At 51.5% G+C, this 18,943-nt stretch carries 14 protein-coding genes; 6 read left to right on the top strand and 8 right to left on the bottom strand.

All coding sequences use genetic code 11. The annotated features are described in order from the left end of the window. The first annotated feature begins 24 nt into the window (after nucleotides 1–24). Nucleotides 25–1,254 (top strand): HD-GYP domain-containing protein, encoded by a 1,230-nt coding sequence (locus E6Q52_RS11385; protein ID WP_292822113.1) that lies wholly within the window; start codon nucleotides 25–27, stop codon nucleotides 1,252–1,254. A gap of 66 nt (nucleotides 1,255–1,320) precedes the next feature. Here E6Q52_RS11385 and topA read toward each other — a convergent pair whose 3' ends face one another. The 4 genes from topA to E6Q52_RS11365 all read right to left on the bottom strand — a co-directional run bounded on the left by topA (nucleotide 1,321) and on the right by E6Q52_RS11365 (nucleotide 6,140). Beyond that, nucleotides 1,321–3,936 carry a type I DNA topoisomerase gene (gene topA / locus E6Q52_RS11380; protein WP_292822111.1) on the bottom strand — a complete coding sequence of 872 codons (2,616 nt, stop codon included), beginning with the start codon at nucleotides 3,934–3,936 and terminating at the stop codon, nucleotides 1,321–1,323. Between the two features lie 111 nt (nucleotides 3,937–4,047). Beyond that, a complete protein-coding gene (gene ttcA / locus E6Q52_RS11375) occupies nucleotides 4,048–4,986 on the bottom strand; it encodes a tRNA 2-thiocytidine(32) synthetase TtcA (protein ID WP_292822109.1) in 939 nt (312 codons plus the stop codon). A gap of 64 nt (nucleotides 4,987–5,050) precedes the next feature. Further along, nucleotides 5,051–5,377, bottom strand: coding sequence for a hypothetical protein (locus E6Q52_RS11370; RefSeq protein ID WP_292822107.1), 327 nt, complete (start codon nucleotides 5,375–5,377; stop codon nucleotides 5,051–5,053). Between the two features lie 10 nt (nucleotides 5,378–5,387). Then, on the bottom strand, nucleotides 5,388–6,140 hold the full coding sequence (locus E6Q52_RS11365) for a pteridine reductase (protein WP_292822105.1): 753 nt from the start codon (nucleotides 6,138–6,140) through the stop codon (nucleotides 5,388–5,390). Nucleotides 6,141–6,182: 42 nt separating this feature from the next. Between E6Q52_RS11365 and E6Q52_RS11360 the strand changes: the two genes are divergently transcribed. After that, nucleotides 6,183–7,352, top strand: a complete 1,170-nt coding sequence (locus E6Q52_RS11360) for a class I SAM-dependent methyltransferase (protein WP_292822104.1) — start codon at nucleotides 6,183–6,185, stop codon at nucleotides 7,350–7,352. A gap of 810 nt (nucleotides 7,353–8,162) precedes the next feature. Here the strand turns inward: E6Q52_RS11360 and E6Q52_RS11355 are convergent. After that, a complete protein-coding gene (locus E6Q52_RS11355) occupies nucleotides 8,163–8,651 on the bottom strand; it encodes a dihydrofolate reductase (RefSeq protein ID WP_292822102.1) in 489 nt (162 codons plus the stop codon). Nucleotides 8,652–8,662: 11 nt separating this feature from the next. After that, complete coding sequence (locus tag E6Q52_RS11350) at nucleotides 8,663–9,202, bottom strand: peroxiredoxin (protein ID WP_292822100.1); 540 nt, start codon at nucleotides 9,200–9,202, stop codon at nucleotides 8,663–8,665. 149 nt (nucleotides 9,203–9,351) lie between these two features. Between E6Q52_RS11350 and E6Q52_RS11345 the strand changes: the two genes are divergently transcribed. Beyond that, a complete protein-coding gene (locus E6Q52_RS11345; RefSeq protein ID WP_292822098.1) occupies nucleotides 9,352–11,187 on the top strand; it encodes a tetratricopeptide repeat protein in 1,836 nt (611 codons plus the stop codon). A gap of 25 nt (nucleotides 11,188–11,212) precedes the next feature. Here E6Q52_RS11345 and E6Q52_RS11340 read toward each other — a convergent pair whose 3' ends face one another. After that, nucleotides 11,213–12,043 carry an HDOD domain-containing protein gene (locus E6Q52_RS11340; RefSeq protein WP_292822096.1) on the bottom strand — a complete coding sequence of 277 codons (831 nt, stop codon included), beginning with the start codon at nucleotides 12,041–12,043 and terminating at the stop codon, nucleotides 11,213–11,215. Between the two features lie 251 nt (nucleotides 12,044–12,294). Here E6Q52_RS11340 and map point away from each other — a divergent pair, with 251 nt between their 5' ends. Both map and E6Q52_RS11330 read left to right on the top strand, forming a co-directional pair. Further along, nucleotides 12,295–13,089 carry a type I methionyl aminopeptidase gene (gene map, locus E6Q52_RS11335; RefSeq protein ID WP_292822094.1) on the top strand — a complete coding sequence of 265 codons (795 nt, stop codon included), beginning with the start codon at nucleotides 12,295–12,297 and terminating at the stop codon, nucleotides 13,087–13,089. An 11-nt stretch (nucleotides 13,090–13,100) separates the two neighbouring features. After that, nucleotides 13,101–15,680 (top strand): [protein-PII] uridylyltransferase, encoded by a 2,580-nt coding sequence (locus E6Q52_RS11330; RefSeq protein ID WP_292822092.1) that lies wholly within the window; start codon nucleotides 13,101–13,103, stop codon nucleotides 15,678–15,680. Between the two features lie 27 nt (nucleotides 15,681–15,707). On the opposite strand, the gene E6Q52_RS11325 is transcribed toward E6Q52_RS11330, so the two are convergent. Next, nucleotides 15,708–15,980: a cupin domain-containing protein gene (locus tag E6Q52_RS11325; RefSeq protein ID WP_292822090.1), complete on the bottom strand. Its 273-nt coding sequence runs from the start codon at nucleotides 15,978–15,980 to the stop codon at nucleotides 15,708–15,710. 335 nt (nucleotides 15,981–16,315) lie between these two features. Between E6Q52_RS11325 and E6Q52_RS11320 the strand changes: the two genes are divergently transcribed. After that, a complete protein-coding gene (locus tag E6Q52_RS11320; protein ID WP_292822088.1) occupies nucleotides 16,316–18,904 on the top strand; it encodes an EAL domain-containing protein in 2,589 nt (862 codons plus the stop codon). The last annotated feature ends 39 nt before the right edge of the window (nucleotides 18,905–18,943 follow it).

Here is an 18,943-nt window from a genome sequence, read left to right as displayed (position 1 = left end):
ATCATGCGGGGCGGTCAAAGCAATATGCTAAAAACAATAGCGATCAAAGAGGTGTGTCTAGGGATGTATATCCATGAGCTCAAAGGCCCGTGGATGGATCATCCTTTTTGGCGTACCAAATTTGTGCTCAAAGACCCTGTCGATTTACAAAAGTTAAGAGCCAGCCAGCTGCAAGAAGTAGTGATTGATATTAGCCAGGGTCTCGATGTGGTGCCTGAGCCAACCGTTGCCGACCATCAGCTCACGGATAAAGAAATGGCCATGCTCGAGTTGGATGGGCCGGTCATCAGCGAGAGTGTCGATACTCGCATCATCATGCCTGCCACCTTGGAAGAGGAGCGCGCGCAGGCAGCCAAAGTGATCGCTTCTTCACGTAAAGCCATTGAATCCATGTTTAAAGATTTGCGCATGGGCAAAGCCATTGAAGCTGAGGCCGTCATGCCGATCGTAGAGGAAATTTCGGCTTCGGTGACACGCAATGTACATGCGCTGATTAGCCTGGTGCGCCTGAAAACGGTGGATGACTACACGTATATGCACTCGGTGGCGGTCTGTGCACTGATGACCGCGCTGGGCAGAGAACTCAAGTTGTCCGACAGCGAAATCAAGCAGGCCGGGCTGGCCGGGTTAATGCATGATATGGGCAAGGCGGGGATCCCGTTGCAAATATTGAATAAACCTGGCTCACTCACCGATCACGAGTTTGATGTCATTCGTCAGCACCCGCAACTGGGCCACGACATGCTGTTAAAAGCTAATATCTCGGATGCTGTGACCTTAGATGTGTGTTTACATCACCATGAAAAAATGGATGGTTCTGGTTATCCTGAACATTTGAGCGGCGATCAGATGACCGTTTTTGCCAAAATGGGGGCTATCTGCGACGTGTATGATGCCGTGACTTCTACCAGAGCCTATAAGCCAGCCTGGGAGCCGGGTATGGCATTGAAGCGTATGGCGAGTTGGGGCGGGCATTTTGATCCCGATGTCTTTAAAGCATTTGTCAAAAGCCTGGGCATTTATCCGATCGGCACCGTGGTGATGCTGAAGTCAGGGCGGTTGGCGGTGGTGGTCAAACAAACCCCGGACAGCTTGCTCAGGCCGGTCGTTAAAGCCTTTTTCTCGACTAAATCGAAAATACATATTCCGGTGATTGAGCTCGACTTATCCAAGGGGATGGATGAGATTGTCGGTAACGAATCTGCTTCTACCTGGGGCGTCGGTAATATTGATCATTTGTGGTCTAACCATTAAGGTTGGGCTAGCTGCTGATTGAGGACGAAAAAAAAGGAGCTGATCGCTCCTTTTTTAATGGGTTGTTTATTCTTCTGCTGACTTTTTCGTCCGCTTGCTGGTGGCTGCTTTGGTCGTCGTAGCTTTTTTGGCCGCAGGTTTTTTCACCGCTGTTTTGGTGGCAGTGGTTTTAGGCGCGGCAGCTTTTTTTGCTGCTGGCTTTTTAGCGGCGGGCTTCTTGCTGGTGCTTTTGCCACCGTCTTTGGCGGCTTTTTCTGCCAGTAATTCCAAGGCCTGTTCTACGTTGAGCTCTTCTGGCGCGACGCTCTTAGGCAAGGTGGCACGAATGCCGTTGTGTTGCACATAAGGCCCAAAGCGGCCTGAAAATACCTCAATACGGCCCTCGCCTGACGGGTGCTCGCCGAGATCCGCCAGTGGGGTAGGGCCGTTGGCTGCCGCCAGCAATTTCACTGCGCCTTCCAGATCTATGCTAAAGACGCTCTCGGTTTTAGGAATAGACTTGAACTTGCTGTCGTGATTCACATATGGCCCAAAACGGCCAATATTGGCGACAATCTTCTTGCCGGTTTCCGGATGTAGGCCAAGGTCACGCGGCAAACTCAGCAGCATGTGTGCCGTGTCGATATTCACCTGGCTCAGCGGAATTTCTTTGGGGATGCTGACGCGTTTTGGTTTTTTCTTGTCACCTTCCACAGGTAAGCCAAGTTGTAGATACGGGCCGTATGGGCCATTCATCAGGAAAATGTCTTTTTGTGTCTCGGCGTCCTGCCCGATCACCACTGGTTCGCTGGCCGCATTGGCTTCGCCATCCAGATTGCGTTTGTAATCACATTTTGGCGTGGCATTGTAACCGGTACAGCCAATAAAGCTGCCATAGCGGCTCAGTTGTTTTTGCAACTGGCGGCCACATTTCGGGCACATTTCATCAATCAGCTCGTTGCCTGGGCGCTCGACATCAGCTTTGACCAGAATCTGCTGATTAAAGCCTTGCCAGAACTTGTCCATGACCGGCACCCAGTCCAGGTTGCCTTCGGCAATTTCGTCCAGCTCGTTTTCCAGCTTGGCGGTAAAGTCGTAGTCTACATACTGGGTAAAGTGCTCGGTGAGAAACTTATTCACCACGCGGCCAACATCGGTGGGCGTAAAGCGCTTTTTATCCAGCACCACATATTCCCGGTCTTGCAGGGTTGAGATGATGCTAGCGTAAGTCGAAGGGCGGCCAATGCCATATTCTTCGAGCGCCTTCACCAGGCTGGCTTCAGAATACCGCGGTGGCGGTTCGGTGAAGTGTTGCTCGCCAAAAATCTTTTCAACCGTCAGCACTTCGCCGGTTTCCAGATGCGGCAATTTGGCTTCCGCGTCTTCGTCGTCCTTGTCGTCGTCTTTGCCTTCCATGTAGACGGCAATAAAGCCTGGGAATACCAGGGTTTGGCCACTGGCACGGAACAGGTTGGCTTCTGAGCCGACTGCTAAATCCACACTCACGGCATCATATTTTGCCTGTGTCATCTGGCAAGCCAGGGTACGCTTCCAGATCATTTCATACAGTTTGAACTGCTCGTCGTTCAAGTATTGGCGCACGCTGGCCGGGGTGCGAGTAATGTCGGTCGGGCGAATCGCCTCATGCGCCTCTTGCGCATTTTTAGCTTTGGTTTTGTACATGATAGGTGACTTCGGCAGGTAGTCTGCGTCAAAGTGCTTTTTCACGTAATCGCGGATTTGCATCACCGCTTCGGCCGCCAGGCTGAACGAGTCAGTACGCATATAGGTAATCAAACCGACGGTACCGCTACCAACGTCCATACCTTCGTATAACTGCTGCGCCACACGCATGGCGCGGCTGGTGGTAAAGCCCAATTTGCGTACGGCTTCCTGTTGCAGGGTAGAGGTGGTAAACGGTGCAGCCGGGCTGCGGCTGCGTTGCTTTTTCTCAACACGTGTTACTGTTGTTTTGCCGGCGGAGGCAAGCAACAATTTGCCAACAATCTCAGATTGCTGGTCATGGTTAGTCACGGTGAATTGTTCAACCTTCTGACCATTGAGTTGCACCAATCGGGCGTCAAAAGCATGGGCATGCTTGAGCGCCCCCATGTGGATGCTCCAGTATTCGCGGCTGACAAAGGCTTCAATTTCCAGTTCGCGCTCGACAATCAGACGCAGTGCCGGACTTTGTACACGTCCTGCTGACAAGCCACGACGGATTTTTTTCCACAACAAGGGGGACAGATTAAAGCCGACCAGGTAATCCAGCGCGCGGCGAGCTTGCTGCGCATTGACCAGGTCCATCGAAATATCACGTGGGTTGTCAATCGCGTGTTTGACCGCGGTTTGTGTAATTTCATTGAACTCTACGCGTTTGACCAGCTTGTTTTTAATCAGCTTTTTTTCAGCCAGAATTTCGGCAATATGCCATGAGATGGCTTCACCTTCGCGGTCCGGGTCGGTTGCCAGATAAATGCTATCAGCATTTTTGACGGCTTTGGCAATCGCATCGACATGCTTGCTGTTGCGGTCGATGATGTCGTATTTCATGGCGAACTGCTGCGTCGGGTCTACTGCGCCATTTTTTGGGATCAGGTCGCGCACATGCCCGTAAGAAGCCAAGACCTCAAAATCACCGCCCAAATATTTTTTGAGGGTTTTGGCCTTGGAGGGTGATTCAACGATCAGCAGTTTTGACATTGAGCGGTCTGTGTAAGAGTTGGCTAGATAATAGCAAGCGTTTTAACGACTAGACAATATATCGGTGCGGAAAGTCATGAATTAAAGCCTTTCAGGCACCAAAACGTTGTTTTATTCTTCAGTGATGGCCGCGGCGAAGGGTTTGCGTGCAAATTCAATGCGTTTTTCATCCTGGCTAGCAATGGTGAGCGCCATGTCGTTGCTGGCAAACTTTTCGTGGTCAAACATCGGGTCTTCGTCCTCTTCTTTGGCCTGGCTCAGATGTTTAAAATCATACAGGTCAAAGTCGGCCAGGTGTGACGGCTCAACATTCCCAATCGCGCGGAAGATATTATTGATGCGCCCAGGTTGCTCGCGCTCCCAGTTGTTGAGCATGTCCTTGATCTTCTGGCGTTGCAAGTTTTCCTGGCTGCCGCATAAATCACACGGAATAATCGGGAACTGCATGCCACGTGCATAAGTAGCAATGTCTTTTTCGGCACAATAGGCCAATGGACGAATGACCATAAACTCGCCACGGTTGGTGGCCAGTTTTGGCGGCATGGCTTTCATTTTGGCACCGTAAAACATATTGAGGAACAAGGTTTGTACGATGTCATCGCGATGATGGCCGAGCGCAATTTTGGTCGCACCTAATTGCTGAGCCGTGGTGTAAATAATCCCGCGGCGCAAGCGCGAACAGAGGCTGCAAGTGGTTTTACCTTCAGGGATTTTTTCTTTGACGATGGAGTAAGTGTCCGCCTCGACAATGCGGTATTCCACGCCGAGTTTTTCCAGGTAAGCCGGCAAAATGTCTGCCGGGAACCCGGGTTGCTTCTGGTCCAAGTTCATCGCGATCAATTTGAAATTGATCGGTGCGCGCTCTTGCAAGGCCAGCAAAATCATTAACATGGCGTGGCTGTCTTTACCGCCGCTCATGCACACGAGCACGGTATCGCCTTCTTCAATCATGTTGTAATCGCCAATGGCTTTACCCGTCGCGCTAATCAACTGATTGCGCAGTTTCAAAAAGTTTTGGCTAACGTCGTCTGGATAATGTTTGATCTTCATAGGCGCGCATTATAGCGGAAAGCAAGGCAAAGTCACGCTAAGTCTTTGATTATTCGAATTGATTTTATTCGGATAGTACAACGTCGGCATCACATGCTGTATTCGCCGCGATCCAGCGTCTGAACAGGCGGCTGGCGGTTGTATTCAAGCTTTGCGGTAGCCAGCGCAAAAAACGGGCGGGTTCGCTGACCATGCCACACCAATAGCGTTGTGTTGTGTCGCTCCACATGAGTGCGCGACATGGCGCCTGGTGTGGCCATAACAAGGCGAGGCTCACCGGACACGGCTCAGCAGCACAGCAGATGCCGCAGCCATTGCACAGGGCACCGAGTGGCGGTTTTTGCGGGGCGTCGGCATGGATGGTGATGATTTGTGGCTTGCTTTTCGTCACCGTGATTGCCTTATAAACTTAAGTTACGCCCGCCGTCGACCGCCAGCACATGGCCGGTGATAAAGGGCGCATCGTACATCAAAAATTTGACCGCTTTGGCGATGTCGGCGGGTTCGCCGGTACGTTTAAGCAAGGTTTGATTCACTACCTGCTGCCGATACCCTTCATCAAACTCCTCATTGCCATCCGGCCATAATACCGGACCTGGGGCAACCGCATTCACCCTGACTTCAGGCGCCAACTCCTGTGCCAGCGATTTGGTCAAGGTTACCAGCCCTGCTTTGGCCGCGCTATAGACAATGTAGTGCTTTTTTGGCCGCTCGATATGCATATCAGTGATGTTGATAATGCAGCCCTGGCTGGCGCGCAAAGCATCGGCGGCCGCTTGGCTTAAAAACAGCGGCGCCTTCAGGTTGCTGCCCATCAGTTCTTCCCACTGCGCCGTATTAATCTGGCCGAGTTGGGTTGGATAATAGCTGGAGGCATTATTGACTAGTGCATCAAGGCGGCCAAATTGTTGCAGTGCGGTATCTACCAGCGGCTGTAAGGCGGCAGAGTCAAGCAGATTGGCTTGTGCTATCACCACGCTGCCCGCGCGCACCTGGTTTAACTCAGCTTGCAAAGCACATGCTTCACTGGCGCTGGTGTGGTAATGCAGCAGAATGCTGGCCCCCTCACGATGCAGCGCACGGGTAATCGCAGCGCCAACACGTTTGGCGCCACCGGTAATCAGCACAACTTTAGAAGCAGGATCGAAATTCACAGGGGTCTCTTTATTCTGGACTGGTCACATTATAATGGTTGCATGACGGCTCAACCGAACTCTTCACGCTTGCCAGCATTGGACGCTGCGGCACAACACCACAGCGACACATTGCTGGCGTATATTCAACAGCAGGTGCAACAACAGGGCGGTTGGCTGTCGTTTGCCGATTATATGCAACTGGCACTTTACACGCCCCACCTTGGCTATTACAGCGGCGATGCCAATAAGTTCGGCGCTGGTGGCGATTTTGTCACTGCGCCAGAGATGTCGCCGCTGTTTGCGCAAGCGCTGGCGAATCAAGTCAGCCAGGTATTGCAGGTGACGGCGGGCAATGTGCTAGAGCTTGGGGCGGGGACAGGTCGCCTAGCGGCAGGCTTGTTGCAGCAACTGGCAGCATTAGAGCAGTTGCCAGCGCATTATTTTATTCTAGAGGTGAGTGCTAACTTGCGCCAAAGGCAGCAAGCATGCTTGCAAAATTTGTTGCCAGAGGACTTGTTCCAGCGCGTGCAATGGCTGGATCACTTGCCTGAGACATTTACCGGTATTGTGCTTGGTAATGAAGTGTTGGATGCGATTCCGGTGCATATCGTGGAGTGGCAGTCTGGACAATGGCTGGAACGTGGCCTCATTTTTGATCAGCCATTAGCCTGGCAAAGCCATCCGCTGCAAGACTTATCCTTGGTAAACGATATTGACGTTAGCCAGTTGCCTAACGGCTATGTCACCGAAGTGTGTCCGGCCGCCCAGGGCCTAATCGCCAGTCTGACCAAGCTGCTGCAACAAGGCGCAATCCTGATGCTGGATTATGGTTTTTCAGCACGAGAGTACTATCACCCGCAACGTCGCCAGGGCACGCTCATGTGTCACTTTCAGCACTACGCGCATGATGATCCGTTGATTTACCCCGGGCTGCAGGACATCACCGCCCACGTCAACTTTACCGCCATGGCTGAAACGGCGCTGGCGCATGGCCTTGATTGTGCTGGTTACACCACCCAAGCCCAATTTCTGATGAACAGCGGTATTTTGCAGTTGCTGCAAGCCGTGTCACCAGAGGATAGCGCGCGTTATTTGCCTATGGTGGCTGCGGTGCAAAAGCTGTTGTCCCCGGCGGAAATGGGCGAGTTATTTAAGGTGCTGGCACTGAGCAAGGGGCTGAGTGAGCCGTTGCTGGGATTTGTGAATGGGGATAAGCGGCATCAGTTGTGATGGATTGAGTTGTGGATGCTAGGGTAAGGGCATTCTTTTGATGCTGTAGGGCATATTCAACTTATTGTCGCTATTCCGGCGTAGGCTGGAATCCAGGCGTGGTGAGATAGCAGTAAAAGGTTGTTCTTTGAGATTGGTCGTCTTACTCGTAGGGTGGGCATTTTTGCCCACGCGGTTGTGGTTGTTTGTGAGGTTGCTTTTCGCTTTTTCAGCGAGTTACTTTTCTTTGCTTGCCCAAAGAATAAGTAACCAAAAGAAATGCACCCCAGCTTCCGCTTGATTCCTGCGTTGCTCGTCAAAATAAGCGGTCACGAAACTCATCCTAGCGGCCTGCACAAAACGCAGGCCACCGCGGGATTCGAACAGTCGCTCCCTTTCTCCTTATTTTGCCTGCGCTACTCGGCGCGTCAGATGGGGACCCCGAACACCATGCGACTGCAACCATCTATAACTTTAATAAAAGAATTAGTTTTTTGAACCTTCCAAATCTCGCCAATGTGAGTTTAGCGAGAATAATCCCATCCCATCACGCTGAGTAGCGGAGACAAAATAAGAGTAGAGGGAGCGACTGTTTGAGCTCCGCAAAAAGCCACGAAGTGTGTGGCTTGTCAGGGCGAGTTTCGTGACCGGCTTATTTTGTTGAGCAACGCAAGGGAGCCGTTAGGCCGTGATGGCTGGGTGTCGTCCTCTTTGGTTACTTTCTGGGGGACAAGCACCAGAAAGTGACTCGCCGAGAGGCGAAAAAGAAAGCCTAAAGCTATCACTCTATAATGAAAGAATGACTTTCACATAAGCTCAGCTCAAAGAGAACTATCCATGCCGCTGATAAACCATATCACTATAATGTAAGCCATTCACCGAGGTATGCCCTTCCTCACTAACCAATGCCCAGTCATGCATCTCGATTTCCGGGAAAAACGCATCGCCGCCTACCTGTGCATACACGCGCGTGATGTATAGCCGCGTGACGTAAGCCAAGCCTTGCGCATACATCTCGGCGCCACCTATCAAAAACGGCTCCTCATCATCCGCACAGGCTGCCAGTGCCTCTGGCAATGAATGCACGACTTTGGCGCCTTCAACGGCATATTCAGTATCGCGCGTGACAATGACGGTGGTGCGCCCTGGCAGCAAGCGCCCTAGGGACTCATAGGTTTTACGGCCCATGATGATATGGTGGCCCATGGTCAGTTGCTTGAAGCGTTTGAGGTCTTCGGGCAAGTGCCAAGGCAGTTGGTTGTTGTGTCCAATGACGCGGTTGTCGGCATGGGCGACGATCAGGGAAAGTGCTTGTTGCATAAAAACGCCTTTTAAAAAGCAGATAACCGCTTCAGGTCATCAATAATGGCCTGGCTATGTCCATCGGGATTCACATTGCTGTAGGTCTGGGCAATGGCGCCTTGCGGGTCAATGATAAAGGTCATGCGTTTGGCCGCTTGAAATACGCCGAGGTTAAACAGTGCGCCATAGGCATCAGCGACCTGGCCGTTGCTATCTGCCAGCAATGGAAAAGACAGCCGATGTTTTTGCGCAAACTCAGCATGGCTGGCGACCGTGTCTACACTGACCCCCACCACTTCTGCGCCTAGGGCATGGATTTTTTGGATATCATCGCGAAAATGGCAGGCTTCACGGGTGCAGCCTGGTGTGTCATCTTTGGGGTAAAAGTACAATACCAGCCATTTGCCTTGCCAGTCGGCCAGGCGACGCACATTGCCTTGTGCATCTGGCAACTTGAAATCCGGTGCTTTCATGCCGACACTGACGCGGTGAGAGGGCTGTTGATACTGGCGATAACCCCAGATGGCCAGCCAGAGTAACAGTCCGTACATAATCAGTTTGACGAGCATTGCTTGAGTTCCTCTCTCAACGTGAAGTGACTTAAAGTGCGCCTGCAGACCGTTTGGTCGTTGACGCTTCAGGCTGCTTATTGTACCTTAATCCGCCATCTGTCATTTTAAGGTCATACGCAAACGTTTGAAGTGTTGCAGTCTCTACCATGAATAATGAAGCCATTGCAAAACTGCTCAAACTGATTGCCGATGATCCGTCGCGCTGGGATGCCTACCAAAAGCTGGCTGGCCTGATGTTAAAAAATCAGGAGTTTCATGCGGCTGAGCAGTATTTGCTACAAGCGATCAGCCTGCAGCCCAAGATACTCGAGCTGCATGTGCAACTGGCTAATCTGCATATGCGCACGCAGCAATTTAAAGCGGCGCACGAATGTTATAAAAAGGCCATTGCCCTCGATGTCAAACAGGCACAGCTGTATTACCTGGATGCGCGTGCCTTAAAAAACATGGGGCGCACGCAAGAGGCGATTTTGCGTCTGCGCACCGCCACCAAGTTCGACCCACAGCAGTTACAGGCATTTAGCGAATGTGTGGATTTAATGCTGCAGGCACAACAACTTGAGCCAGCAGCCAATATGCTCAGGCAAGCGGTCGCCGCGCACCCAGAGCACGCACATTTTCATTACCGGCTGGGCATCGTCTGCCAGCAGTTGCAGGCCCCCGATGAAGCCCTGCAATGTATGCAGCAGGCCATCCAGATCCAGCCAGACTTTGCCGAGGCATATCATCAGCATGCGCTGATCTTGCAACTGCAAGGTAAAACACAAGCGGCACTCGCCAGTTTTAACGATGCGATCATCCATCAACCACATTTGCCGATACCGTATAACAACCGCGGCGTGGTGTTGTGCCAATTGGGCCAGTATCCAGCTGCCATTGCTGACTTCAGGCAAGCTCTGGCGCTTAATCCCGGCTATGCTTCAGCTTACTGCAACCTAGGCTTGGCCCTGTATGAAAATGGGGATGCTGACGAAGCGTATACTTGCCTGGAAACCGCCATGCAGCATGCGCCGCACCACGCGCAGGCACGCTACTACCTGAGCATGCTCAAACTGGCGCGCGGCGACTACGAGAGCGGCTGGCCCCTGTATGCGGCACGCTTTCAGGTATTGACCGACCCCCAGCGTCCGCCTGAAAGCCTGTTATGGCGCGAAACCGGCTCGCTGGTCGGCAAAAGTATTCTGATACTGGCAGAAATGACGCTGAGCGACACACTGCAGTTCTGCCGCTACCTGCCGCTCATTAAGGCATTTAAACCTAACCAGATCATCATTGCGGTGCCCGAAGCGCTGTTTAATGTGCTGAATGAATGCTGGGCGCAGGATGCCAGTATCCAGGTGATTCGTCAGGATGGCCGTCCCCTGCCGCACTTTGATGTCTATTGCCCGATGTTGAGCCTGCCAGCAGTGTTTAAAACCTTGCCTGATACGGTCCCGGCCAACCTGCCCTATCTCGCGGTTCACGCACGCCATAGCCAGCCCTGGCAGCAATTACTGGGGCCAACCAGGCGCCTGCGCATCGGCCTTAACTGGTGTGGGGATGCTGACAATAAATATGACAAGCTACGTAGTATTCCGCTCTATCTGATGGCGCCCTTGCTGCAAATGGAGGTCGAATGGCATAGCTTGCAAAAAGAGTTCAGGCGTGAAGACCACATCATGCTCAAGCGCTTTCCAATGCTGGAATGCCATCATCCGGCGCTCACAGACTTGACAGAGACGGCTGGACTGATCATGCAAATGGATGTGGTGATTTCGGTCGATACTGCCGTCGCCCATCTGGCAGCAGCGCTTGGTAAAAAGGTTTGGTTGCTATTGCCTCAGCAAGCGCATTTCCGCTGGTTGCAACAGCGTGAAGATAGTCCATGGTATCCGGGCATGCGGCTCTTCAGGCAAGGTGCAGAAGAACCCTGGGACAGTGTCATTGACCGAGTGCATCAGGCGATTACCGACCTGCTGGCAACACGCGCCCTGGACGCCTGATCAAGTAGTGCTGCAAATAATCCTGCTAGTGCGGCACGCCGACAATATGCATCACCCGCTCCACATCCACATGCAGTAACTGGGCAATATCCTTGTAATCGTCTGGCAGCGCCGCATTGTCCCAGCCATCGGCAGAATGTCTGGCCAGGTTGACCGCTAACTGCACATTGCGCACCCTGGGCAGATGCGCGCGTTGCTCGTCCATTAAATCAGTTAATAACGATGGCAGGTTAAATACCCGCACCAACTCTGCCTGTAACTCCACCACGCGAAAGCCCAGCACATCTTGCTGCACAACACGGCTGCGCAAGGTTTTATCAGCCGCCTGCCGCTTGCTGATTTCAGCCATCGCCTCAGGGTTAAAGCACCACATCAGCATTTCGGCAAAATCATACAATGAGGCGGCCACACGCAACTCCTCTGCGTGCAAATCCATCAGGTGTGAGGCGAAATCTGCTGCAAAATAACCGGCCCGGTGCGCGCGTACCATCAACTTAAGCAAATCGATCAAGGCGGGCACATGTTGGTTCAGGACTTCTTCGACATGCGGCACAGCAGGAATCTGCTCAAAAAAGGTGCTGGTGCCCATCATGATAATGGCCTGCTCCACCTGCACCAGGTCTTGCAATTGGTGGCGGCTGCGATGATTATTGGCAAAGGTCAGCACTTTAAACATCATCAACGGGTCATTGATCACGATGCGGGTAATATCTCGGGCACCCATCTCGTCTTCGTGCTCACGCAACCGTGCCAGTTCCCTGGCCGTTTGCCGCAATACCGGAATATCCGCTTGCTGCAAAAAAGCGACCCAGTCATTCACGGTCCGGTGTTGCCTTGCTTCGGTGAGTGTCACCATCTGTTCGCTCCTGCTTGATTCATGCGCCCGAGTATAAAACATCGCCACCTTGTGTGATGTCGTAATCAATCGCACAAATCAGCGCCTGTTTGTTTTTATGGCCTATCCGCTTTGCCCCTCTGTCAACTTAACGCCAACAAAGGCGTGCTTCTTTAGTGATGACTGCTAAACGCCTATGTTAGAATGACATTTTAGGTATTGATTCCCAGCCTGGCATTGAACATTCAGGCGTTAAAGGTCATCAAAAGCATATGGCAATTACTCTGCACACCCCCGAAGAAATCGAAAAAATGCGCATCGCCGGTCGCCTGGCCTCTGAGGTGCTAGACTACATCACCCCTTTCGTGGTGCCAGGCGTCACCACCAATAAGCTGGATCAGTTATGCCATGACTACATCGTCAATGAGCAGCAAGCCATTCCAGCGCCACTCAATTATGCGCCCGATGGTCATACGCCGTATCCAAAATCGATCTGCACCTCTATCAATCAACAAATCTGCCATGGCGTGCCTAGCGAAAAAGAGTTGAAGCAAGGCGACATTGTTAACCTGGATATCACCGTGATTAAAGATGGTTACCACGGCGACACCTCACGTATGTTTATGGTCGGGAGCGTCACCCCGCAAGCCAAGCGTTTGTGTGAGCTCACCTACCAGGCCATGTGGCGCGGGATTGAAAAGGTCAAACCAGGCAACACCCTGGGCGATATCGGCTACGCGATTCAATCATTTGCCGAAAAAAATGGCTATAGCATCGTGCGCGAGTTTTGTGGTCATGGCATCGGCAAAAAATTCCACTGCGAGCCACAAGTGCTGCACTATGGCAAACCTGGTGCGGGCATGGCGCTCAAGCCCGGCATGATTTTCACCATCGAACCAATGGTCAATGCGGGTCGCCGCGAGATCAAATTCATGTCCGACGGCTGGACGGTGGTCACGAAGGACCGTAGTCTCTCAGCACAGTGGGAGCATACCGTGCTCGTCACCGAAGGTGGCTTTGAGATCATGACTGTCTCGGCGGGCACGCCGCCGCGCCCAGTGCTGTAAGCGATCTGATCATGACGGTGATTGCCAAAGAACAACTCAAGCACTGGCGGGAGTCGTTACAACTGGCACGCCAGCAGATGGCTGACGCTTACCTGGCCAACCCGCATGCTAAAACGCTGCTGCAACAACACACCCGCATTCTCGATCAACTGCTCAAAGACCTCTGGCGTAGTTACGGCCTGCCAACAAATGCAAGCCTGATTGCGGTTGGTGGCTACGGCCGCGGGGATATGTTCCCTCACTCCGACATCGACCTGTTGATTCTGATGCCGGATAATAGTGACAGCCAGTTGCAAGCCACCGTTGAGTCACTCATCGGCACCTTGTGGGACATTGGCCTCAATATTGGCCACAGTGTACGCACCATGCAAGAATGCCTGGACGAAGCCAAGCTCGACGTCACCATTATGACCAACCTGCTGGAAGCCCGCTGGCTGACCGGTCATCGCCCGACATTCCATACGCTGACGCAATCCTTGCACCAACAGTTGGATCAAGCGCGCTTTTTTGCTGAAAAACTGCGTGAACAGCAAATCCGCCATGCCAAATTTCACGACACAGCCTATAACCTCGAACCCAATATCAAGGAAAGTCCGGGCGGGTTGCGTGACCTGCATATGATTTTGTGGGTTGCCCAAAGCCAGGGCTTGGGCAATGACTGGAACGATCTGGTACGTGCCGGCCTGCTCAACCGCAGCCAGGCTAACCAACTCAAACGACACGAGCGCTTGTTGCAAAACCTGCGCATCCGCTTACATTTGCTGGCCAAACGGCGTGAAGACCGCCTGGTCTTTGACTTTCAAAACACCCTGGCCGAGCAAATGGGCTATCAAACCACCGCGCAAAAGCGCGCCAGCGAGCAGCTGATGCAAGGCTTTTACCGCAGTGCCAGAGCAGTCATCATAGAAAATGAAGTGTTGCTCAAGCGCATGCATACGCGCGTGAGCCCACCCTTAGAAGCCGCCAGCGTGATTGACCAGGACTTCACACTGGCACAAGGCTTGTTAAGCGCACAAACAGCTGACTTGTTTCAGCGTAAGCCCGAAGCCATTTTGCGCTGTTTTCAACTGTTACAACAGCACCCGGCCATCACCGGTTTTAGTGCGCCCTTGGTGAGAGCGCTACAAGATGCGCAGCCATTAATTGACCGCAGCTTCCGCCAAAATGCGGCGCACAAAGCGCTGTTTTTGCAGATTTTGCAAAGCCGTGAAGGCGTGCACCGCAGCCTGCGGCGCATGAACCGTTACGGTATTCTTGGTCGCTATATCCCGGTGTTTGGCCGCGTGATTGCGCAAATGCAGCACGACTTGTTTCATGTCTACACCGTAGACGAGCACACCCTCAACGTATTGCGTAACCTGCGTCGATTTGCCAAACCAGACCTGCGTCATGAGTTTCCGCTTTGCAGCCAGCTGTTTAACGAATTCAGCCAGCCACATTTACTCTACTTGGCCGCGATTTTTCACGATATTGCCAAAGGCCGTGGCGGTGACCACTCGCAATTGGGCACCATTGATGCCAAGCGTTTTTGCCAAAAACTGGGCCTGCCTAAAGCCGATACCGCACTGGTTGCCTGGTTGGTCGAAGCACACTTAAAGCTCTCAAGCACCGCCCAAAAAAGCGACTTGTCCGACCCCGATGTGATTGAAGCTTTTGCGCAATTAGTCGGCTCTGAATACCGCCTGACCGCGTTGTATTTGCTCACAGTGGCGGACATTCGCGGCACCAGCCCCAACGTCTGGAACGCTTGGAAAGCCAAGCTGCTGGAAAGCCTGTTTTTACAAACACGCCGCGTCTTGCAGCAATCTCTCAACACCGAAGCCCAGCTCAGTTTGCGCAAACAGGAGGTGTTACAAAAACTCAGCAGCTTCAACCTCAAAGAAGCCTCCGTACAACCGTTGTGGCAGGCCTTTGGCAGTGGTTATTTCAGCCGTTTTGACAGCGACGAAATCGCCTGGCAAAGTCGTTTACTGATCCCGCACCTGCGCTCTGACAAACCGATTGTGCGCGCACGCCTGAGCCCCAAGGGCGACGGCATACAGGTCATGATTTATAGCCGCGACCAAAAAGAGATTTTTGCCCGCATTTGTCATTTTTTTGACAGCATGCAATACAACATTGTGCAGGCCAAAATCCATACCACGACCCATGGTTATGCGCTGGATAACTTTATTGTGCTGGAGCCAGACACGCGCCAGATCAGCTATAACGGCTTACTCAAGCATATTGAACAAGGTCTCAACGACCAACTGCTCAGTGCACAGGCCATGCCTGCGCCGATACGCGGCCGTGTCAGCCGACAAGTGAAACATATGCCGATTCCGACCCAAGTCAATCTACGCCCGGTGGAATACCCAACCACGCAAGGCCTGGTGACTTTTCAACAACTGGATGTGGTCGCCAATGACCGCCCAGGCTTGCTGGCCAGCATGGCACTGGTGTTTCTCAACCATGGCATCGAATTACATAACGCTAAAATCAACACGCTGGGCAGCCGGGTAGAAGATAGCTTTTTGATTTCTGCCTGCCATGGCCTAGCCATCGCAGATACGCAAACGGCAGCGCTCAAACAAGCCCTAAGTGAACTTTAAACCAGCGGCGAGCTTTAAACCTACGAGCTACTCAAAACGGTAATGCTTGCGTAGCGGTTTTTTGACTTCCCACACACAATCCAGACCACTGGCAAAGGTCACCAGGTCGCCTGCGGCAAAACTCACCGGCGTGCCATGATTGGGTGTGACCGTGACCTCCCCTTCCACAATATAGGCAATTTCAGTACTGCTGTATTGCCATGTAAACGTCGACACCTCTTTCGACCAGATTGGCCATTGTTTGACACCCAAGGCGGCCAAGGTCAAGTCACTCGGTTTTTCTACTTTGATCAGGCTCATCGCGGCTCCTTTGTTATCCCTAAAAACTTAAAAATTAAAACAACGTTTGACTAAAATAATAGGCACTGCCAAGCTCTGTAAAGGTATTTTTTGCGGATGATACGTCACTGTTGAATTTTTTTAACACCTGTATTCACCACTGGCTCACCGCTATCGAAGTCCCTGTTTCTTATCAAATATTTTCACGTTTAGCGCTTTCATCTGCATTGATTATGCCGTTTTGAAAGCACATAATGCAATTAACATACGTAAAGAAATTGTGATTTATTGCCGAAAAAGAATAAAGACGTGTGTCATGCCATTAGAAATGACTACGAACAGTATTGGGGGTAGTTATGATCAATCAGGGTTCCGGGGCTTTGCCTCATTATGCCGTTCTCGACGAGATAGAGGTGCCTGAAAAGGTACTGAGAAGCTGGCAAATCACCACAGATTTGCTCGCCTGTATTGCCCATATCCCCGCTGCGCTCATCATGCGAGCGCACGCGCACGAAATTGAAGTCTTTGTTGCCAGCCATAGCGAGGGCAATGTCTATCATTCAGGTGAACATGCCAGTTTAAATACCGGCCTCTATTGTGAAAATGTGATCAGTAATCAGCAGCCTTTGTTGATTCCAAACGCATTGACCAGCCCAGGCTGGGAACATAATCCAGATGTGGCACTCGGCATGATCTCTTACTATGGATTACCGCTTAACTGGCCGAATGGCGAAGTATTTGGCACCATTTGTATTCTGGACCATAAAGAGCACCACTATGATCACCTGATCAAAGACCTGATTGGCCAGTTTCGCGACAGTATTCAACTCAGCCTCTATCACATTTACCATTCTATCGTCGCCACCGAACAAAGAGACCAGGCCAGAGAAGCCCTGCGGGATAGCGAGGCCTTATTTCGCGCGGTATTTGAAAATGCGGCAGTTGGGATCGCACAAGTGGATTTATCTGGCCATTTTTTGCAAATCAACCGTGAATTCTGCAACATCATTGGGTACAGCCAGGAAGAAATTCTGGCACAACACATGACTTACCAGCAAATCACCCTGCCTGAAGACCTGATGCTGGAAACAGAAACTGTCACCCGTTTATTGCAAGGTGACATAGACCAATATAGTGTAGAGAAGCGCTACCTGCATAAACTGGGGCAAGTGGTCTGGGTCAATCTGTCTGTGCATTTATTGCGCGATGACGCGCAACAGCCGCTGTATTTCATCAGCGCAGTGCAAGACATCAGCGAAAGAAAACAGGCAGAAGAAGAGCTGAAACTGGCTGGGCTGGTCTATAACAATAGCAGTGAGGCGATGGCCATCACCGATGCCGAGGGCGTGGTGCTCGCGATTAACCCCGCGTTTACAAAAATGACCGGCTATGCGCTAGAAGAAATCAAAGGTCAATCCATCACCCTGCTTCGCTCCGAGCAACATGACGCGCGTTTTTATGACACGCAACAACAGACCATGCATCTGTGTGGTCAATGGCAGGGAGAGGTGTGGAGCAAGCGTAAAAATGGCGAAATGTTTCCCACCTGGCTAACAATCAATACCTCTTATCAAACGGACGGCCGGGTCAATCGGCGCGTCAGTCTGTTTTCTGATATTTCCGCCATCAAAGCGGCGGAGGCACTGATACTTAAACAGGCTAACTTTGATCAACTGACCAAATTGCCCAACCGGCAACTGTTTCAAGATAGGCTGCAACAAACACTGAAATTATCACAGCGTGAACAGCAGAAATGCGCCCTGCTGTTTATTGACCTTGACCGGTTTAAAGAAATTAATGATACGCACGGCCATAATGTCGGCGATACCCTGCTGATAGAAGCGGCTAGCCGAATTATGGCCTGTGTGCGCAAGTCTGATACGGTTGCCCGCCTGGGCGGCGATGAATTTACCGTGATTCTCAACGATATTCACGACAATATGATGATTGCGCATATTGCACAACATATTATTGATCATTTATCTGAGCCCTTTATCACCGCTAAAAAAGAAGCCTTTATCTCGGCCAGTGTTGGCATTGCCATTTACCCGGAAGACGCCACCGATGCGCAGCAATTGCTTAAAGTCGCAGATCAGGCCATGTATGTCGCCAAAAATGCCGGGCGTGGCTGCTACCGCTTTTTCACCAAACTCATGCAACAGGAATCCGACTTCCGCATCCGCCTGTCTACCGACTTACGCCAGGCCTTGTTACGCAAACAATTTTCTGTGCACTATCAGCCGATTATTGAGTTATCTAGCGGCCACATCCATAAAGCAGAGGCCTTGCTACGCTGGAAACACCCAGAGCTAGGCTTTATCAGCCCAGAAGTTTTTATCCCGATTTGCGAACACTACGGCACTATCCACGAGATTGGTAACTGGGTATTTATCGAGGCGGTCAAACAAGGGGCCAGGTTTAAAGAGCTGCTGGGGCGCGACTTTGAAATTGCCGTCAATAAATCGCCAGTGCAATTCAAGGCTAATGAAGAGATGATGCATAACTGGATCAGCCTGCTGGATCATATTCACTTTCCAACCAGTTGTGTGGTGATTGAAATTACAGAAGGCGTGCTGATGGATGTGGTCGGCAATATTGAAGAAAAACTGATGGGATTTCATAACTCGGGAATGCATATTGCCATTGATGATTTTGGCACCGGCTATTCGTCATTGTCATATCTTAAAAAATTCAACGTCGACTATTTAAAAATTGACCGCTCATTCACCGCCAACCTGGCGCCAGACTCAAGCGAGCTCGCCATTTGTGAAGCGATTATTGAAATGGCGCATAGACTCAAAATTAAAGTGATTGCCGAAGGCATAGAAACTGACCTGCAACTGCATTTGCTACAAGACATCCATTGCGACTTTGGCCAGGGCTATTTATTTGCCAAACCGATGCCTGCAGAGGATTTTGAACGATTGCTGATTGACTTAGGTTAGGCACGCACCAACAAAAAACACTGCTAAAAGGCAGTGTTT

It is taken from the genome of Methylophilus sp. (genome assembly GCF_008015755.1).
Lineage (GTDB): Bacteria > Pseudomonadota > Gammaproteobacteria > Burkholderiales > Methylophilaceae > Methylophilus.
The sequence above is the reverse complement of the archived record's forward strand: the minus strand, read 5'-3'. Positions and strand labels throughout refer to the sequence as shown.